Origin of the sequence: Nocardia aurea, from assembly GCF_003123685.1 — a bacterium.
Taxonomy (GTDB): Bacteria; Actinomycetota; Actinomycetes; order Mycobacteriales; family Mycobacteriaceae; genus Nocardia; species Nocardia aurea.
Window position 1 is genome coordinate 191,141 of sequence record NZ_QCYJ01000170.1, and the last position, 16,870, is coordinate 208,010.

The 16,870-nt window shown below is 66.7% G+C and carries 18 protein-coding genes; 12 read left to right on the top strand and 6 right to left on the bottom strand.

Annotated elements, in window-relative coordinates; translation table 11 throughout:
• Window positions 1-214 precede the first annotated feature (214 nt).
• From DAT37_RS40600 to DAT37_RS40630, 7 genes are all read left to right on the top strand, one after another.
• Window positions 215-646, top strand: a complete 432-nt coding sequence (locus tag DAT37_RS40600) for a DUF7144 family membrane protein (protein ID WP_109530376.1) — start codon at window positions 215-217, stop codon at window positions 644-646.
• A 28-nt stretch (window positions 647-674) separates the two neighbouring features.
• A complete protein-coding gene (locus DAT37_RS40605; protein WP_109530377.1) occupies window positions 675-1,835 on the top strand; it encodes a carboxylate-amine ligase in 1,161 nt (386 codons plus the stop codon).
• Between the two features lie 100 nt (window positions 1,836-1,935).
• Window positions 1,936-2,178 carry a three-helix bundle dimerization domain-containing protein gene (locus DAT37_RS40610; protein ID WP_109530378.1) on the top strand — a complete coding sequence of 81 codons (243 nt, stop codon included), beginning with the start codon at window positions 1,936-1,938 and terminating at the stop codon, window positions 2,176-2,178.
• Window positions 2,179-2,188: 10 nt separating this feature from the next.
• Window positions 2,189-3,031, top strand: a complete 843-nt coding sequence (ppk2, locus tag DAT37_RS40615; RefSeq protein WP_109530260.1) for a polyphosphate kinase 2 — start codon at window positions 2,189-2,191, stop codon at window positions 3,029-3,031.
• Between the two features lie 29 nt (window positions 3,032-3,060).
• Window positions 3,061-5,829 (top strand): cation-translocating P-type ATPase, encoded by a 2,769-nt coding sequence (locus tag DAT37_RS40620; RefSeq protein WP_109530261.1) that lies wholly within the window; start codon window positions 3,061-3,063, stop codon window positions 5,827-5,829.
• Between the two features lie 8 nt (window positions 5,830-5,837).
• Window positions 5,838-7,544: a SulP family inorganic anion transporter gene (locus tag DAT37_RS40625; protein ID WP_109530262.1), complete on the top strand. Its 1,707-nt coding sequence runs from the start codon at window positions 5,838-5,840 to the stop codon at window positions 7,542-7,544.
• An 89-nt stretch (window positions 7,545-7,633) separates the two neighbouring features.
• Window positions 7,634-8,986 (top strand): diacylglycerol/lipid kinase family protein, encoded by a 1,353-nt coding sequence (locus tag DAT37_RS40630; RefSeq protein WP_109530263.1) that lies wholly within the window; start codon window positions 7,634-7,636, stop codon window positions 8,984-8,986.
• A 16-nt stretch (window positions 8,987-9,002) separates the two neighbouring features.
• Here DAT37_RS40630 and DAT37_RS40635 read toward each other — a convergent pair whose 3' ends face one another.
• The gene (locus DAT37_RS40635) at window positions 9,003-9,824 is read right to left on the bottom strand and encodes a class II glutamine amidotransferase (protein ID WP_109530264.1); all 822 of its coding nucleotides are present in this window, start codon (window positions 9,822-9,824) and stop codon (window positions 9,003-9,005) included.
• Window positions 9,825-9,918: 94 nt separating this feature from the next.
• Window positions 9,919-10,065 (bottom strand): hypothetical protein, encoded by a 147-nt coding sequence (locus DAT37_RS44630; protein ID WP_157978953.1) that lies wholly within the window; start codon window positions 10,063-10,065, stop codon window positions 9,919-9,921.
• A gap of 162 nt (window positions 10,066-10,227) precedes the next feature.
• Between DAT37_RS44630 and DAT37_RS44635 the strand changes: the two genes are divergently transcribed.
• Window positions 10,228-10,794 carry a TetR/AcrR family transcriptional regulator gene (locus DAT37_RS44635; RefSeq protein WP_157978954.1) on the top strand — a complete coding sequence of 189 codons (567 nt, stop codon included), beginning with the start codon at window positions 10,228-10,230 and terminating at the stop codon, window positions 10,792-10,794.
• Between the two features lie 37 nt (window positions 10,795-10,831).
• Here the strand turns inward: DAT37_RS44635 and DAT37_RS40645 are convergent, their stop codons facing one another.
• Window positions 10,832-11,434 (bottom strand): hypothetical protein, encoded by a 603-nt coding sequence (locus tag DAT37_RS40645; RefSeq protein WP_109530265.1) that lies wholly within the window; start codon window positions 11,432-11,434, stop codon window positions 10,832-10,834.
• Between the two features lie 365 nt (window positions 11,435-11,799).
• Here DAT37_RS40645 and DAT37_RS40650 point away from each other — a divergent pair, with 365 nt between their 5' ends.
• Window positions 11,800-12,255 (top strand): ML domain-containing protein, encoded by a 456-nt coding sequence (locus DAT37_RS40650; protein ID WP_109530266.1) that lies wholly within the window; start codon window positions 11,800-11,802, stop codon window positions 12,253-12,255.
• A 49-nt stretch (window positions 12,256-12,304) separates the two neighbouring features.
• On the opposite strand, the gene DAT37_RS40655 is transcribed toward DAT37_RS40650, so the two are convergent.
• Window positions 12,305-13,141: an amidohydrolase family protein gene (locus DAT37_RS40655; RefSeq protein WP_109530380.1), complete on the bottom strand. Its 837-nt coding sequence runs from the start codon at window positions 13,139-13,141 to the stop codon at window positions 12,305-12,307.
• A gap of 351 nt (window positions 13,142-13,492) precedes the next feature.
• On the opposite strand from DAT37_RS40655, the gene DAT37_RS40660 reads away from it, so the two are divergent.
• Both DAT37_RS40660 and DAT37_RS40665 read left to right on the top strand, forming a co-directional pair.
• Window positions 13,493-14,671, top strand: a complete 1,179-nt coding sequence (locus DAT37_RS40660; protein WP_109530267.1) for an acetyl-CoA C-acyltransferase — start codon at window positions 13,493-13,495, stop codon at window positions 14,669-14,671.
• 152 nt (window positions 14,672-14,823) lie between these two features.
• Window positions 14,824-15,534: a TetR/AcrR family transcriptional regulator C-terminal domain-containing protein gene (locus DAT37_RS40665; RefSeq protein ID WP_109530268.1), complete on the top strand. Its 711-nt coding sequence runs from the start codon at window positions 14,824-14,826 to the stop codon at window positions 15,532-15,534.
• On the opposite strand, the gene DAT37_RS40670 is transcribed toward DAT37_RS40665, so the two are convergent.
• Window positions 15,531-16,010 carry a nuclear transport factor 2 family protein gene (locus DAT37_RS40670; RefSeq protein ID WP_109530269.1) on the bottom strand — a complete coding sequence of 160 codons (480 nt, stop codon included), beginning with the start codon at window positions 16,008-16,010 and terminating at the stop codon, window positions 15,531-15,533. The genes DAT37_RS40665 and DAT37_RS40670 overlap by 4 nt on opposite strands.
• Before the next feature lie 163 nt (window positions 16,011-16,173).
• Window positions 16,174-16,308, bottom strand: coding sequence for a hypothetical protein (locus DAT37_RS46170; RefSeq protein WP_269814835.1), 135 nt, complete (start codon window positions 16,306-16,308; stop codon window positions 16,174-16,176).
• Window positions 16,309-16,350: 42 nt separating this feature from the next.
• Here DAT37_RS46170 and DAT37_RS40675 point away from each other — a divergent pair, with 42 nt between their 5' ends.
• Window positions 16,351-16,668, top strand: a complete 318-nt coding sequence (locus DAT37_RS40675) for a hypothetical protein (protein WP_157978956.1) — start codon at window positions 16,351-16,353, stop codon at window positions 16,666-16,668.
• The last annotated feature ends 202 nt before the right edge of the window (window positions 16,669-16,870 follow it).

Sequence of the window (16,870 nt, forward strand, 5' to 3'; positions counted from 1 at the left end):
CGATTTCCGGTAGCACGTCCCGAATGAATACGAATCGATACGATCGCTTCCGCGACGACGGGCACACCGGATAGGATTGCGAATCCTCATGGAGAAATGGCAAGGAAACCGTCCACTCGAATTATCCCGAAACGCCGCGACCCACGGCGTAATACAGATGGTCGGCGCCATCAATTCCAGTGAACCCATATTCGGAATCGGCGAGGAGTCGAACATGACCGACCACACTTCCGGTGTCGACGATGTCGTTCCCGAGGCGGAACCCTTCCAGCAGCAGAGCGTCGCGGCGGGCATATCCATCACGGCCGCGTTCATGCTGCTGATCCTCGGGGCGGTCTCCATCCTGGAAGGCATCTCCGCACTCGTCGACGACGAGTTCTACGTCGCCGGTATCGACTACGTCTACCGGTTCGACACCACGACCTGGGGCTGGATCCATCTGGTTCTCGGCGTGGTGGCACTGATCTGCGCGCTCGGATTGATGTTCGGAAGGACATGGGGCCGATACGCCGCGCTGGGGATCGCGGCATTGGTGATCATCGCGAATTTCCTGTCCCTGCCCTACTACCCGGCCTGGTCGATGGTGATCATCGCACTGAGCGTGGTGGTCACCTGGGCGGTCACGACATGGCAGCCCGAACGCTGATTCCTCGTCCGAGGGCAAGGAGGTGGTCGTGGCGTCCACGGTGTCGATAGATCCACGTGATCCGCTGCACGGCAACGTTGTCCGTCCTTTCACGGTCGGCGTGGAGGAGGAGTTCGTCCTGGTCGATCCGGCCACCGGCCTGCCCTCGCTCACCAATGCCGCGGTGGCGGCCTGCGCCTGCGGTGTCGAACTGCAACTGGAGCTCTCCCGGTGCCAGGTCGAAACCTGCACGCCGGTGTGCGCGAACATTCCGGAGGTGCACCGAGAACTCCGGCGGGCGCGGCTCTCGGCCGTGGCGGCAGCCACACGGTCGGGCTCCCGACCTCTGGCGGTCGGGGTTCCGATCTGGGGACCGCCGGGCGGCTCCATGACCGACACACCGAGATACCAGCGCATGGCCGAGCGTTTCGGCTCCCTGGCCGAGCAGGTGATCTGCGGTTGCCACGTCCACGTGTGCGTTCCCGACCGCGACCTGGCGGTACAGGTCAGCAACCATCTCCGCCCCTGGCTGCCCGCACTGTTGGCGCTGACCGCGAATTCCCCTATCGCCGAGGGCGCCGACACCGGCTATGCCAGCTGGCGTCACCTGCTGTGGGCGCGATGGCCGAGCGCCGGACCCCCACCGTATTTCCGGTCGGCCGCCCACTACGACGACATCGTCGCGAAACTCGTCGAGGACGGCCGGATCCTCGACTCCGCGATGGTCTATTGGGACGTGCGACTGTCGGCGCATCTGCCGACGATCGAGATCAGGATCAGCGACGTCCCCGCCACGGTGGGAGAAACCACCTTGCTCGCGAGCCTGGTCCGGGCGCTGGTCGTCACCTCGGTGGCCGCCGTCGAGAGCGGTCGACCCGCACCGGTGATCGACCAGGACCGCCTACGGTCGGCCTGCCGCAACGCCGCCCGCGACGGTCTGTCCGGTCCGCAATTCCACACGGCCACACGGCATCCGGTACCGGGTTCCGGATCGATCGCCGAACTGTTCGCCCATATCCGCTCGGCACTCGAGGAATCCGGCGATGACGAATTCACCCACGACGCCTTGGCGACGGTACTCACGCGCGGCAACGGCGCCGTTCGACAGCGCAACGCACTATATTCGGGCGGACCGTCGAACGTCTTCGACGTCGTCTCACGGCTGACCACCGAAGGATGCGAAATCACCGAAGACCGCCGAATGACATGACGCTGTGACGGTACGGGCGGTCGAATTCCGCGCGGACACCCGTATTTCGCATCCGATTCGTGCCTTGACGAATATTCCGCAACGGGCAGACGATAGATCTATGACCGGCGATAACGAATTGCTTCAGGTCGAGCAAGTCATCGAACGTCTCATCACTCGGTACCCGTCGTTTCCCCCGGCGGATATCGAACTCATCGTGCGTACCGTTCACAAACGTTTCGCCGATGTCCGAATCCATGATTTCGTACCACTTCTCGTCGAGAAGGCGGCGCGGCAATCCATCAGCGATCGCCTGGCCGAACCGGATTCCCGCGACGGCACCGACACCTTGATAGCGAATTGAGAGGACCTTCGTGGGAAAGAAGTCCCATCACCGAGCGGATACGGGCGAGCTGTTCGAACCGGGGACGCGACAGCGCGACGCGCCGTTGAAGAACAAGGACTACCGTCGCCTGCTGCGACCGCTGCACGCCGAACTGGTCGCGCTCCAGGAATGGGTCAAAGCCTCCGGCGCGAGGATCTGCGTCGTCTTCGAGGGGCGCGACACCGCGGGGAAAGGCGGCGTCATCAAGGCGATCACCGCGCGGGTCAGCCCACGCGTCTTCCGGGTCGTCGCGCTGCCCGCGCCGACGGAACGGGAGAAATCCCAGATGTACGTGCAGCGCTACCTGTCCTATCTCCCCGCGGCCGGGGAGGTCGTCATCTTCGACCGCAGCTGGTACAACCGGGCGGGTGTCGAACGGGTGATGGGATTCTGCACCGACGAGCAGGCCCAGCACTTCCTCCAGCTGATTCCCGCGGTCGAGCGCGCGATCGTCGACTCGGGGGTCATCCTGGTCAAGTACTGGCTCGAGGTCAGCGAGGAGCAACAGACCCTGCGCCTACAGAGCCGCATCGACGACCCCCGCAAGATCTGGAAGCTGTCGGAATTGGATCTCGAGTCCTACAGCCGCTGGTACGACTACGCTCGAGCGCGGGACGAGATGTTCCGTCTCACCGATACCGGCTGGGCGCCGTGGTACGTCGCGACCAACGACGATAAGAAGCGGGGACGACTCAACATCATCAGCCATCTCCTGAGCCGGGTCCCCTACGAGCCGCTGGATCGTCCCGACGTCGTCCTGCCGAAACGGCAGAGCGCGCACGGCTACCGGGCTCCCCTGCAACCACTGCACTGGATTCCGACGCCGTACTGAGGTTCCGCGCGAGGGAAAGGACCAGCGTCATGGCCGCCACGCACACCGCCACCCGAGAACCGACGAATTGGCATGCGCGCGATGTCGAATCCGTCGTGTCCGCGCTGTCCTCCGACGCGCAGGCCGGACTCAGCGCGGACAGGGCGGCCGAACTCCGGCTGCGCTACGGAGCCAACAAGATCGCTTCCGAGCCCACGCCGTCGCTGTGGTCCATCGCGCTGCGCCAGGTGAAGGACCTGATGAATCTGATGCTGATCGTGGTGGCGATCGTCAGCGTCGTCATCGGCGAGGTCCCGACGGCGATCGTGGTCGCGGTACTCGTCGTCCTCAATGTCGTCCTCGGCACGCGACAGGAGCGCAAGGCGCGGGCCAGCGTCGACGCGCTCGCCAGGATGCAATCACCGCAGGCGCGGGTGATCCGCGACGGAAACCTCACGCAACTCGACGCCGTGCAGCTCGTGCCGGGCGATATCGTGCGGCTGGAATCCGGCGATATCGTGCCCGCGGACGGCAGACTGATCACCTCGGCCACCCTGGAAACCCAGGAGGCGGCACTGACCGGTGAGAGCGCGCCCGTCGCCAAGGATCCCGGCACACTCGAAGCGGCCGACGCCGCGCTGGGCGACCGCGCCGACATGGTCTACCAGAACACTTCGGTCACCCGCGGCACCGCGACGATCGTGGTCACCGAGACCGGAATGAACACCGAGATGGGCCGGATCGCGTCGATGCTGTCGGCGGTCGCGCCCGCGGCGTCGCCGCTGCAACGCGAACTGGACGCGCTGACAAAGGTGCTCGGGGTCATCGCGTGGACGGCGGTCGCCGTCATCGTGATGATCGGCGCGCTGCGCGGCGACGATATGACCACGCTGCTGCTGCTCGGCATCTCGATGGGCGTCTCGGCGATTCCGACGGGACTGCCGACCTTCGTCCAGGCGATGCTGGCCTACGGCGCACGGCAACTCGCCGACGCGAAAGCCGTGGTGAAGAACCTCACCGATGTCGAGACGCTCGGCGCGACCAGCGTGATCAACTCGGACAAGACCGGCACCTTGACCATGAACCAGATGACCGTGCGATCGCTGTACTTCCACTGCCGGTGGTACACGGTCGACGGCGAGGGTTACCGCAAGTCCGGGAAGATCACCCGGGTCGCGGGTTCGGACACCCCGGATTTCACGCTGCTCGCCTACGGTCTGTGCCTCGACAGCGACGCCACCGTCTCCGACTCCGGCGAGATCGTCGGAGACCCCACCGAGGCCGCGCTGGTGGTGCTGGCGGCCAAGATCGGCGTCGACGCACCGCTGACCCGGCAGACCTATCCCCGGGTCGCGGCGGTCCCCTTCGACTCCGCGTACAAATTCATGGCGACGTTCCACCACCTGCGCGTCGACGGCGACACGCGATTCGTCGAATTGGTCAAGGGCGCGCCCGATATGGTCCTGGCGCGATGCGCGACAGCCTTCCTGCCGGGCCGAAGGGCGGTCCCGATCGACGAGGTGCGCGAGGAGGTGACCGCGGCCATGCGGACCATGTCGGAGAAGGGACTTCGCGTGCTCGCCTTCGCCGCCCGGCGACTCGACGGTCGGGAAGAGGCCGCGAAGGCCGACCCCATGTCCCTGGTCGATGACCTCACCTTCGTCGGCATGGTCGGCATCATCGACCCGCTGCGACCCGAGGCGATCGAATCGGTGCGCACCGCGCGCGAAGCGGGTATCGACGTCCGCATGATCACCGGCGACCACGCGATCACCGCGTCGGCGATCGGGGCCGAACTCGGGTTGGGCCCCGGAGCGATCAGCGGCGCCGAACTCCAGGCGATGACCGACGAGGAGTTGTCGGCGGCACTGCCGAATCTGCATGTGTTCGGCCGGGTGACACCGCAGGACAAACTGCGCCTGGCCGATGTCATGCAGCGCGGCGGCGCGGTGGTGGCGATGACCGGTGACGCCGTCAACGATGCCGCCGCGCTGAAGAAGGCCGATATCGGAGTCGCGATGGGTTCGGGCAGCGAAGTCACCAAACAGGCGGGCAAGATGGTGCTCACCGACGACAACTTCGGCACCCTGATCACCGCGATCCGCTTGGGCCGCAACATCTACGAGAAGATCGTCTCCTATATCCGCTACCAGATGTCGAAACTGTTCTCGCTGGTTCTGCTGTTCCTCGCGGCGAGCGTCTTCGATATCAACGACGGTGTCGCGCTCACCCCGCTGATGGTGCTGTTCCAGCATTTCTTCATCACGCTGTTCCCGGTGGCCGTGATCATGATGGATCCGCCGCCACCGAATCTCATGAGCAAACCACCGCGCGATCCGGCCGTGCCTATCGCCAATCGGCGCGCGTTCACCCAGTGGCTGGCCTACGGGATCCTGCAATTCGCCGTCACCCTCGCCGCGATGCTCCTCGCTCCCGGCGACATGAGCACCACCGAGGCCTCGGTACCGATCACGACGGCGTTCGTCGTGCTGTCGCTCGGTTCCGTTCTCAGCGGTCTGGCGATGCGCCGCGATCCCGAATCCGGTTTCGCCGCACCGATTCTCGGCGCGCTGAAGATTCTGTCGGTCCCGGTCGTTGTCACCGTGTTCGCGGTCGAACTCGGCTTCCTCCAGGACCTGCTGATGACGACATCGCTGACGGGCGGCCAATGGCTGGCCTGCCTGGGCTGGTCGCTCCTCATCCCGATCGCCATCGAATCCGAGAAGGCGCTGCGCCGCCGACGGCTACTGCGGAGCGAGCCACCCGCTCCCCTGCCCGCCCCGATCGCGGTCACCCCGCAGCGCGCACGAGCGCACTGAGATCCGCCGTGTCGTGGAAGGACAGTGTGGGCGGATTACCCGGGATCGTGACGGCCCGGGGATATCGGCGGGAGTGGTTGCGGACCGACGTGACCGCGGGGCTCGTTCTCACCGCGCTGTTGATCCCCGCGGGCATGGGCTACGCGGAGGCGGCCGGGCTGCCCGCCTACGCCGGGCTCTACGCGACCATCGTGCCGCTGCTGGCCTACGCGGTGGTCGGGCCGTCGAGAATTCTGGTGCTCGGCCCGGATTCCTCACTGGCCCCGCTGATCGCGGCGGCGGTGCTGCCGCTGGCCGCGGTGGACGATCCCGACAGCGCACTGGCGCTGGCCGGGGTACTCGCCGTCCTCGTCGGCCTCATTCTGCTGGTCGGCGGATTCCTGCGCCTGGGATTCGTCACCGAACTGCTCTCCAAACCCATCCGGCTCGGATACCTGAACGCGATCGCGCTGATCGTCGTCGTCGGACAACTTCCCAAACTGCTCGGCCTCTCCGTCGACGCGTCGGGTCTGCTCGCCGAGATCGGCGAGATCGGCCGCGCGGTGATCCACGGCGGCATCGACCCGATCGCGGCCACCGTCGGCGTCGGGGCACTCGCGATCATCGTGGCCTTTCGGCTGTGGTTGCCCGTGGTGCCCGGCGTACTGGTCGCGGTCGCGTGTGCCATCGCGGTCGCCGCGGCCGCGGGCCTCACCGACGATATCGGGATGGTCGGAGCCCTACCGGAAGGTCTGCCGCTGCCGTCGATCGGCGGCGTCGACTGGTCCGACGTGGGACATCTGCTCGGACCCGCGGTGGGCATCGCGCTGATCGCCTTCGCCGACAGTGGCGTCCTGTCGCGCACGTTCGCCTCCAGACACGGCGAAGACGTCGACGGAAGCACCGAGATGAAGGCCATCGGCGTCGCCAATGTGGCGGGCGGCCTCTTCGGCGGGTTCCCGATCTCGGCGAGCGGCTCGCGAACGCCGGTCGCCGAACAGAGCGGCGCCCATACGCAATTGGCGGGTGTCGTCGGCGCGCTCGCGGTCCTGCTGTTCGTTCTGCTGGCCCCGGGACTGACGGCCTACCTGCCGGACGCGGCGCTCGCCGCGGTCGTGATCGTCGCGGCGACCGCCTTGATCGATGTGCGCGGCATGGTCCGCTTGTGGCGCATGAGCGGTGTCGAATTCGCGCTCGCGATCGCGGCGTTCCTCGGGGTGGCGCTGGCAGGCGTACTGCAAGGGATTCTCGTCGCGATCGGGCTGTCGTTCGTCGCGGTCGTCGCGCGGGCCTGGCAGCCCTACCGCACCGAACTGGTCCCGACACCGGATCGTCCCGGCTTCCACGACATCGAACGCCATCCCGGTGGGCACCGAATTCCCGGTCTGGTGCTGATCCGCTTCGACGCGCCGCTGTTCTTCGCCAACGGTCAGATCTTCGACGAATACGTGCGCTCGGTCGTCGCGAAGGCTTCGTCACCGGTGGAATGGGTGATCGTCGCCGCCGAGCCGATCACGGGTCTGGACACCACGGCCGTCGACGAACTCGTCGATCTCGACAACTACCTGGAGGGCAAAGGGATTCGACTGGCGTTCGCCGAGATGAAAGGACCGATCAAGGACAAACTGATCCGCTTCGGCGTCGGCGACCGATTCGACGGGACGCATTTCTTCCCCACCGTCGAGGCCGCCGTGGACGCATTCCACCATCGAACCGACCGCGCGGCCGAACATTGACCACGCCCACCGGAAGCGAGGAACACCATGGGCCACGAGAACCGCGCCCGCCGACCGATTCGAACCACCGACCCCGTGCCGGATGACCGGTGGGCGGAGCGGTGAACGACGCCGCCGACAGCCGGACCCGATGTTGGTCGGCCCGCGCCGCGTTCGTGTTCGCCGCCGTGGCCGCCGCGGTGCCGGTGCTCTTCGCCGGGCTGATCGGCACGATCGGGCTGCTCGTCACCGGCGTCGGAGGCGTCGTTGTCACCCTGGCGGCGCTGTACTGGTTCCTGACCAGGCACGGGGTTCTGCGGTGGATCTCGCTCGCTATCGCGGTCCTGGCGCCGATCGTGGTCTTCGTACTGTTCGTACGCGCGCACCTGCTGTGGGTGGTCGTGCTCGCGTGCGCGGCGGCCCTGGTCGCCGTCGTCTGCGCGCGGGCGGCGCTTCGCGCCGGAGGTCCGCCGACGGCGGCCACCGAATACCCGGCCCCCGCGCCGCGACAACCCTTCCTGATCATGAATCCGCGTTCCGGCGGCGGGAAGGTCACGAAATTCGATCTCGCGCGCAGAGCCGAAGAACTCGGCGCGGAGGTCGTGCTGCTGGAGGGCGTCGTCGACGTGGTCGAGCTGGCACGGCACGCCGTCGCCCGTGGCGCGGATCTGCTCGGGGTCGCGGGCGGTGACGGCACCCAGGCCCTCGTCGCCGGCGTCGCGGCCGAACATCACCTGCCGTTCCTGGTGATCAGCGCGGGTACGCGCAATCACTTCGCGATGGACCTCGGTCTGGATCGCGCCGACCCCGCGGCGGGCCTCGACGCGCTGCGCGACGGCGCGGAGATGCGGGTGGACCTCGGCAGGATCAACGGGCTGCCCTTCGTCAACAACGCCTCGTTCGGGGTGTACGCCGAAATCGTGCGCAGCCCCGCCTACCGCGACGACAAGACGGCCACGGTACTTCGGCTGCTCCCCGATCTGCTCGCCGGGCACACCGGGACCCGGCTCGTCGCACACATCGGTGACACGACGGTCGACGGACCGCAGGCGATCCTGGTCAGCAACAATCCCTACGGCACCGGCGATCTCGCCGGACTCAGTCGCCGTGACCGCCTCGACCGGGGTGTGCTCGGCGCGGTGACCCTCTCGGTAGCCAATACCCGCGACGCCGTCGGCCTGATCCGGCGCACCCGCGGTCGCGGACTGACGCAGCGGACGGCGGTCGACGTCGTCGTCGACGCCGACGCCGCGCAGATCCCGGTCGGGGTCGACGGCGAATCACTGATGCTCGACACCCCGGTGCGCTGTGTCATCGAACCCGACGCCCTGCGGGTTCGGGTTCCGCGCACCAGGCCCGGAACACGGATCTCGGCGCCCGCCGTCGACTGGATCCGCCTGCGAGACCTGGCGACTCACCGCCACACCCGCTCGCGTCCCGAATCCTCGACGCACGCCGACTGATTCGCGTCGCGGACGCTCAGACCGGCGAGACGGGCTGGAATTCGCGCAGCTCGTCGGCACCGTTGCGAACAAGTGCCGCACACGATTCCGGCACCTCGTTCCACGCGCCTGGCAGGTCGCGCAGCGGTTCGGACACCACGAAGCGGGTCTCGTCGCCGAGGTGGTACAGCACTTCCACCTCCGGATGCAGAGCCCGAAGTTTGTCGATCTCGGTGGAGAAGAACAGCGATCTCGACTGCCGCTCGCTCGAGTAGCGGAAGATCCACATGGATTCGCCGTCGGTGGTCGCGACGGTCATCTGCACCGGGTTCTCCACCTGGTGGGCGCGACCCACGTCCTCGACGAAACCGACCGCGCGTGCGACCGCGGCGAGAGGATCGTCGGTGAGACCGAAGGTCAGCGCGAGATAGAACAGGGTCTCGGAATCGGTCGACCCCTCGAGATCGGGAAACAATCCCGGATCGATCGCGGTGACCAGGTCGCGCCGGACGTCATGGAATCCGCGCAGCGCGCCGTTGTGCATCCAGAGCCAGCGACCGCGTCGGAAGGGGTGGCAGTTGCTGCGCTGCACCGGGGACCCCGTCGAGGCGCGAACGTGCGCGAAGAACAACGGCGTTCGGATCTGACCGGCGATCTCCCGCAGGTTCCGGTCGTTCCACGCGGGCTCGGTGCCTTTGAACAGCGCCGGTTCGGCGCCCTCGCCGTACCAGCCGATGCCGAAGCCGTCACCGTTGGTCGTCGTGGCGCCCATGGTCGAATGCAGACTCTGGTCGATCAACGAGTGCTTGGGTTTGAACAGCAAATCCTCGACGAGGATCGGCTCTCCTGAATACGCCATCCACCTGCACATGAATTCATTGGAACAGACTTCGGCACGCGATGGTCAGGAAACGATCAGCAAACATTTCTCGGGCGGCGATGTCACCGGAAGTTCAGTCGCTCGAATCCTCGATGCCGAACACGCGGATCCAGTTGTCGTCGTCGGCGATGATCGCTTCGGCGAGGGCTTCGGCCGTGTCGTCGGCGTCGAGCGGTGCGAACAGGGGGAATTCGTTCGGGTCTTCCAGGGGATTGGTCATTACTCCAGTGTCGGGAGAATCGGCCTCGATGGTGACCGATCTCCGGTTTCGACCGGAGTGTGGGTGCCACACGGCGTGGCGGGACTTCCTCGCGCCGGTCGGCGAACCGAGCCGTCTCCGCCCGACGAACGGATCGCCATCTCCGGTAGTACCGTGGTGGGCGTGAGATCTCCCGGGCGCGTCAACAGGGGGCCCGCCGCGGCGGCGGAGAACCGGGCCGCCATTCTGACCGCGGCCCGCGCGGTATTCAGCCAGCACGGACCCGCCGCACCCATGTCGCTGATCTCGACGACCGCGAACGTCAGCCCCGGCGTGCTCTACCGTCACTTCCCCAACCGGGACAGCCTCACGCGCGCGGTGTTCGAGGAAGACATCCGGGCGCTGGAGCAGGTCGCCTACCGGAAGGACAGCAGCCTTCGGGAACTCCTCGCCAGGTTCCTGGATCAACTCGTCGAATGCACCGCTTTCGTCGCGACCCTGCGTCCCGACGACAGCGATCCGGTGCACGCGAGTTTCGCACTCACGGTGAGCGAACTACTCACCGACAAACTCGCCGCCGACACCAGTGGCACCTTCCGGCCCGGCACCAGCGCCCGCCAGCTGATGCTCGCTATCGGTCTCGTCGCCGCCCTGCTCACCAAGACCCCCGAGCCGATGCGACGCGCGGTCGCCGACGAGGCCTGGGAACTGCTCATGGACGGACTCCGCGATCCCGTCGACGATCGCTGACATCCCGACCCGCACACGCTGACGCGTCGTCGCACCGCTACGCCAAGGTGTCCATGGTGTGCAGGGCGTCGGCGACCTGATGGAAGGAGTGGGCGGCGCGGTTGAGTGCCCCGCAGATCTCGAGCAGGGCGGACTGGGTGTAGGCCCTGGCCGGGCGGTGCAACAGGAATTCCTCGCCGATGCGAAGCCCGTCCTCGGCGCGGTATCGCATCGTCGCGCAGTGCAATTCGCGATGTCGGCCGCGAAGGGCGGCGATGTACACGGCCGTGAGCTGAGCGCAGCCCAACAGGATCGTGATCAGATCGACGAGTTCGTCGGGAACGGCGATGAGATCGTGCATGCGCGCGACGTCGGCGACCACCCCGAGGTGATCGATGACGAGATCGAGCATGTAGGACAGCCGCGACAATTCCGAATGGCGACTCGTGTCGGCCTGATCGGCGTCGAGCAGATCCTGTATCCGACGCGCGATCACGGCGCTGTCGGTTTCCAGAATGCGCAGGCGGCGTTGGATATTCCCCGGATCGACCGGCGGGTCGCTGAATTCGGTGAGTATCGACGCGCTTTCGACGATCACCGCCGCGGCGCCGGCGAAAAGCGTCTGTACCTGCAGGAGGGTGGACTGCCCCGATGATCCCATGGAGTCTCCTGGCTCCGCTCGTGTGCGGTGAGTCGCGGACATGACGTGTCAGCACCGCGTCGTTGCGGCAAATGCCTACCGTGCGTGGGGAGATCGGCCGGATGCTCTCGCGTAACCAGGTCCGTGAACCGACCTCTCCCGGCGTCGCACGCACCGGACTACAATGTCCGGTTGCGCGAGACTCTACCAAGTTCCGGCGGCACGTCGGGACCTACGATCCGGATACCGATCCGCACCGACGAATAGTCTTGCACCGCAGAGCTTATGCGGTCCGGGTTCGAAACGCGCGACTCGGAGGCGAACAACCGGTGTCGCGCATCCCGGAGAAGACACGCGGAGTGCCGCGGATATGGTGAGATATCGCCATGGCTGCCATCACGGGTAACGCGCCGTATGCCCGCGCCGACGGGTACTCGACAGTGCACAGCATCGATCTGTCGGGACATCGGCCGGAACTACCCGATCGGTGCGGTGTGCGCTACGGGGCAGAACTGACACTCGCCGTCCATTTCACTCCCACCAGGAACGCGCGAGAACTCAGGGCCGAGGTGACGTTGACCGACACCCTCGGACACACCGCGCCCGTGCCCCACGGCGTGCCGCCGGATCCCGCCGCGGCCGGAGTGAGCTGCCCGATGACGGCGGGCAAGCACTACACCTACCGCGGCCTGGTGAGAACCCTGCCCGCCAACTATCCGCGCCTGATGAGCTCGATCCGCATGTTCCGGGAACCCCTGCACCAGGACCTCACGTGGACCTTGACCGACGACAGCGGTGCGATCGCGGTGCGCGTCCTGGTTCCGATGACCTTCGAGCCCTGACGGCCGACGCCGCGGAGCTCGCGGCGGCTCTCGTCGGCGCGCTCGCGGCTCACCGCCCCAGCGGAGCCCGTGCGGCGAAGAAGAACTCTTCGGCGTTACCGGCGAGGTAGCGGTCCAGGACATCGTCGGGCAGGTCCAGTGCCAGCACTTCCGGGACCACCCGGCGCATCGGCAGGACGGGCCAGTCCGATCCGAAGATCACCTTGCGCGCGCCGCGGGTCCGCATGTAATGCAGCAGACTCTCCGGTAGTCGTTTCGGTGACCACGCCGAGGTCATCAGCCGGAGGTTGTCGTATTTCAGCAACAACCGGATCGCGGTGTCCCACCAGGGATCCGCGCCGTGGACCATGCACAACCGCAATTCGGGGAAGCGCACGCACACCCGGTCCAGATGGATGGGGTCCTGCGCCTCACCGGGTATGGGCGGCCCGGGCAGGCCGGTGTTCATACACAGCGGCAGGTCGAGTTCGGCGCATTTGTAGTAGAGCGGAAAGTAGATGCCGTCGGTCGGCCGATATCGCCCGTCACCCCAGAATCCGGGACCGGTGCACGCGTAGGCGACAGGAAGATCGTCGATCATCGCCGAGAATTCGCGCAGTGCCGCTACCGGGCGATCCAGATCGAATCCGCCCACCGCCATCGCGAACCGGTCCGGCCTGGCATCGACGAATTTCGACACCGTGGGTGAAGGCTGTCGCAGCGAATACATGAGTATCGCCTTTTCGACGCCCTGCTCGTCCATCTCCGCCAGCATCTCGGACAGATCCACCCGGGAGTACATCGATGTCGGACCGCGGAAGTAATCGTCGCGGACCTTCATCATCCAGTCCGGCTGCTCGCTTTCACCGAAATGCACATTGGCGAGGCAATCGACAACTCGTCGCATCGACGCTCCCTTCTCGGTGACGCGCACGCCCCCGGGGGAATCCGCCGAGGCATTTCCTCGCATTTCGGACATTAGCACCGGAAGTTCCTACCGACAACACTATAGTTAATATTACCGTTGCGGCGACAGGAACTCGAAGTCCCGCGTAACCGACCGAACGCTACGGCGTGCGCGCCGTCGTGAACCAGGGACCCGCGCACGCATCCCACCGTGAGTCGCGGCGTGCTGCCATGGGTCTGGACGCACCGCCGACGAAGCAGGATGGGAATATCCAGAGACGGGAACCGCACGCCGGAACCCGCGGACTCGCCGGCAATCCGAGCGCGCGAGCCGGAAGAAGGAGAGCACATCGTGAGCACCAGTGTCATCGTCGCGGGGGCGCGAACCCCGATCGGCAAACTATCGGGCGCGTTGGCGTCGCTGACAGCGACCGACCTCGGCGGCCACGCCATCGCCGCGGCGATCCAGCGCAGCGGCCTCGATGTCGACGGCATCGACGCCGTCGTGATGGGCACCGTCGTGCAGGCCGGTGTCGGCCCCAATCCGGCACGCCAGGCCGCGGTCGCGGCGGGCCTGCCGATGACGGTCCCCGCGACGACGGTCAACAACCTGTGCCTGTCCGGACTCGAGGCGATCATGCAGGCCGACCGTCTGATCGCGACCGGTGCGGCGGATGTCGTCGTCGCGGGCGGTATGGAGTCGATGACGAACGCGCCGTATGTGGTGCGCGGCGCGCGGCAGGGCCTCAAGTACGGCTCGACCGGTTTCGAGGACACCCTGGACCGCGACGCGCTCACCTGTGCGTTCGACGGAATCTCGATGGGCGCGTCCACCGAGCGCTACCAGGCCTCCGAGGACATCAGCCGGGCCGAGCAGGACGAATTCGCCGCCCGCTCGCACCGTCTCGCCGCCGCGGCGACCGAGTCGGGAACATTCGCCGCCGAGATCGCGCCGGTCGAGATCGCCTCGCGCAAGGGTTCGGTCACCGTCGCCGCCGACGAGGGCATCCGGGCCGGGACCACGGTCGAATCCCTCGGCAAACTCCGCCCGGCCTTCGCCAAGGAGGGCACGATCACCGCGGGCGCCGCCTCGCAGCTGTCCGACGGCGCGGCCGCGGTCGTGGTGATGCGCAAGGACCTCGCCGAGGCCCGTGGCATCGAATGGCTGGCCGAGATCCGCTCGCACGCGCTCGTCGCGGGTCCGGACACCTCCCTGCTGCACCAGCCCGCGAACGCGATCGAGGCGGCGCTGAAGCGCGACGACGAGACCACTCTCGACGATCTGGCGCTCGTGGAGATCAACGAAGCCTTCGCGGGCGTCGCGATCGCCTCGATTCGTCAGCTCGGCCTCGACGCCGACAAGGTGAACATTCACGGCGGCGCGATCGCGGTGGGTCATCCGGTCGGCATGTCGGGCGCGCGGATCGCGCTGTCGCTGGCCCATTCGCTCAAGACCGCCGGTGGCGGCAAGGGCGCCGCGGCGCTCTGTGGCGGCGGTGGTCAGGGCATCGCCATGATCCTGTCGGTCTGAGTTCGGCGCGTCGCCGGTGCGTGTTTCCCACGCGCGCCGGCGCGAGCGCCCCGCGGTCCACCGGCTGTTCGATCGTCCTGTCCGAGTGGGAAATATCGCTCTATGACCGACGGGGCGTCCCACCTCGAGCGCGGGGTTCGTACGCTGGATGGGTGAGCGACAAGATTTCCCTGGGCCCGGAGGCCGGAACCGTGGTCGCGGCGGGGCGGCGGCGGGGCCGCAGACCGCTGCTGAGCCGGGAACGGATCGTCGCCGCGGCCCGCACGCTGCCTCCCGAATCGCTCACCATGAAAGCCGTCGCCGAAGTACTCGGCGTGGACCGCAAATCGCTGAACTACCACGTCATCGATCGGGACGGCCTGCTGGAACTGATCGCCTTCGACGCGTTCGAGCGCGAGGTCGCCTTGGTCGACCTCGATCGCGATGCCGACTGGCGCGAATTGCTTCGCGTGTTCACCACGTCGGTCGCGCAGGCGCTCATCGACGTCGGCGTGCTGATTCCGACCGTTCGGTTCACCGGCAAGGCCGGTCTCACGACATTGGCGGTGATCGAGCGGATGATCCGGTCGCTCATGGACGCCGGATTCGACGAGGCCCAAGCCGGGCGCACGATGAAACTCCTCGCCGAAGTCGCGCATTCGGCCGCGGGCGAGGCGCTGGAGGCGGTCGACGATCCCATCGACCCGCAGGCCGAGCACGTACTGCGCACCCTGGACGGCACGTCGGGAGACGCCTTCCCCCTGCTCAGGGAAGCGGCGTCGACCCTGAGGAACCGCACTCAGCTCGGCACGCAGTTCGCCTTCGAACTCGACCTGATCATCTCGGGCCTCGAACAGCTCCTCGGGTCACGCCGTCGGCGTTAGATGTCGGCGGTCGACCGGGTCGTCCAATCACCCATGTCGTAGATGGTCACCGGCGCGCGGTCCAGATCGGTGATCAGCCTGGTGAGCCGCAACGACGCCAGTTTCCACTCGCGCTCGGCACGCACCCACCGTTCCCGGTAGTGGCCGTATCCGGTCCTGCTGCGCCCGTCCTCCCAGATGACGCGGTCGTGCATCGTCCACACGACGCGGGCCTCGTCGCCGTCCAGATCGATCAGCGGTGTGTGCACCTGATGCACCGAGCGGGAACCGGCCAGCGACACCCGCAGCATCCTGATCGCGTTCTCCGCGCCGTACAGGACCGGGATGCGCGGATCGCCGTCGCCGACGTCGAACTCGACGTCCTCGGTCATCAGTTCCGCCAACGCCCCCCAGTCACGCGCGTCCAGGTTGTAGCAGTACTGGGCCTTGGCCTGGGTGAGCTCGTAGTAGGCCTCGACTCTGTCCGAATGTGCCATGTGTTGCCTTTGCTGCTACCTGGGCGGCGGTCGCGCGCCGGAGACATTGGGCGAAGGAATCCCCGACCGGCAACCGTCGGGTTTCCGGCCGGCGAGCCCGACATCTCCAGAGCCTAGAGTATTTTTCCCCAAGGGGAAATGATGAGTTGGGCGGACCTCGCAGTCAGCGTTTGCCGACGGTTGTCGGACGGACGACGAAGATGACGCGATCCGGCGCGTCCGTCGGATCGTCCGGGTCGACGATCGAGATCGCGACGGTCGGATTCGCCTCCGCAGCGGCGATCGCGACTGGAGCCACGACAACGCCGATCATCAGAACGGCGATCGGAAGATCTGCTGGATGGCGGTACTGCCGCTGGTGGCGGGCGAGCCGACGAGCCCTTTCGAATGCGCCGCCATGGCCGCCGATCTGACCAACCAGGTATGTCATTGGGGTTCACGCGGTGTCGGCTACATCAACGCCGACGTCACGTTGACACTGTCACGACTACCGTCGGGAGGAGAACTCGGCCTGCGCGGTGAGAATGCCGTCGCCTCTGCGGGCATCTCGGTCGGCACCGCCACGCTCTACGACCGCGCGCGAGCGCTCGGCACGTGTGTCGTCACCGCGCTCTCCAACGCCGAGCGCCTGATCGACCTGGCCGATGGAGATCGCTGATCTCTCGCGGAACAGGCGATGATTTCACGGCGCGTGCCGAATTCGAACCGTTCCGATCGTGATGATTCCATTTCACCGATATAAGTATCCGATCGACACCGATACGAATTTCGAATTCTGCGCCGAACAGGTCGGAATACCGCGACTTTCTCGAATCTGCCTGTGCCGCAATCATTGACAACGTCGACTACCGCGTGTTGAA

Coding starts and splice junctions, on each gene's coding strand:
- DAT37_RS40600 (WP_109530376.1), top strand. CDS start 215: ATGACCGACCACACTTCCGGTGTCGACGATGTCGTTCCCGAGGCGGAA.
- DAT37_RS40610 (WP_109530378.1), top strand. CDS start 1,936: ATGACCGGCGATAACGAATTGCTTCAGGTCGAGCAAGTCATCGAACGT.
- DAT37_RS40620 (WP_109530261.1), top strand. CDS start 3,061: ATGGCCGCCACGCACACCGCCACCCGAGAACCGACGAATTGGCATGCG.
- DAT37_RS40635 (WP_109530264.1), bottom strand. CDS start 9,824: ATGGCGTATTCAGGAGAGCCGATCCTCGTCGAGGATTTGCTGTTCAAA.
- DAT37_RS44630 (WP_157978953.1), bottom strand. CDS start 10,065: ATGACCAATCCCCTGGAAGACCCGAACGAATTCCCCCTGTTCGCACCG.
- DAT37_RS40645 (WP_109530265.1), bottom strand. CDS start 11,434: ATGGGATCATCGGGGCAGTCCACCCTCCTGCAGGTACAGACGCTTTTC.
- DAT37_RS40650 (WP_109530266.1), top strand. CDS start 11,800: ATGGCTGCCATCACGGGTAACGCGCCGTATGCCCGCGCCGACGGGTAC.
- DAT37_RS40655 (WP_109530380.1), bottom strand. CDS start 13,141: ATGCGACGAGTTGTCGATTGCCTCGCCAATGTGCATTTCGGTGAAAGC.
- DAT37_RS40670 (WP_109530269.1), bottom strand. CDS start 16,010: ATGGCACATTCGGACAGAGTCGAGGCCTACTACGAGCTCACCCAGGCC.
- DAT37_RS40675 (WP_157978956.1), top strand. CDS start 16,351: ATGGCGGTACTGCCGCTGGTGGCGGGCGAGCCGACGAGCCCTTTCGAA.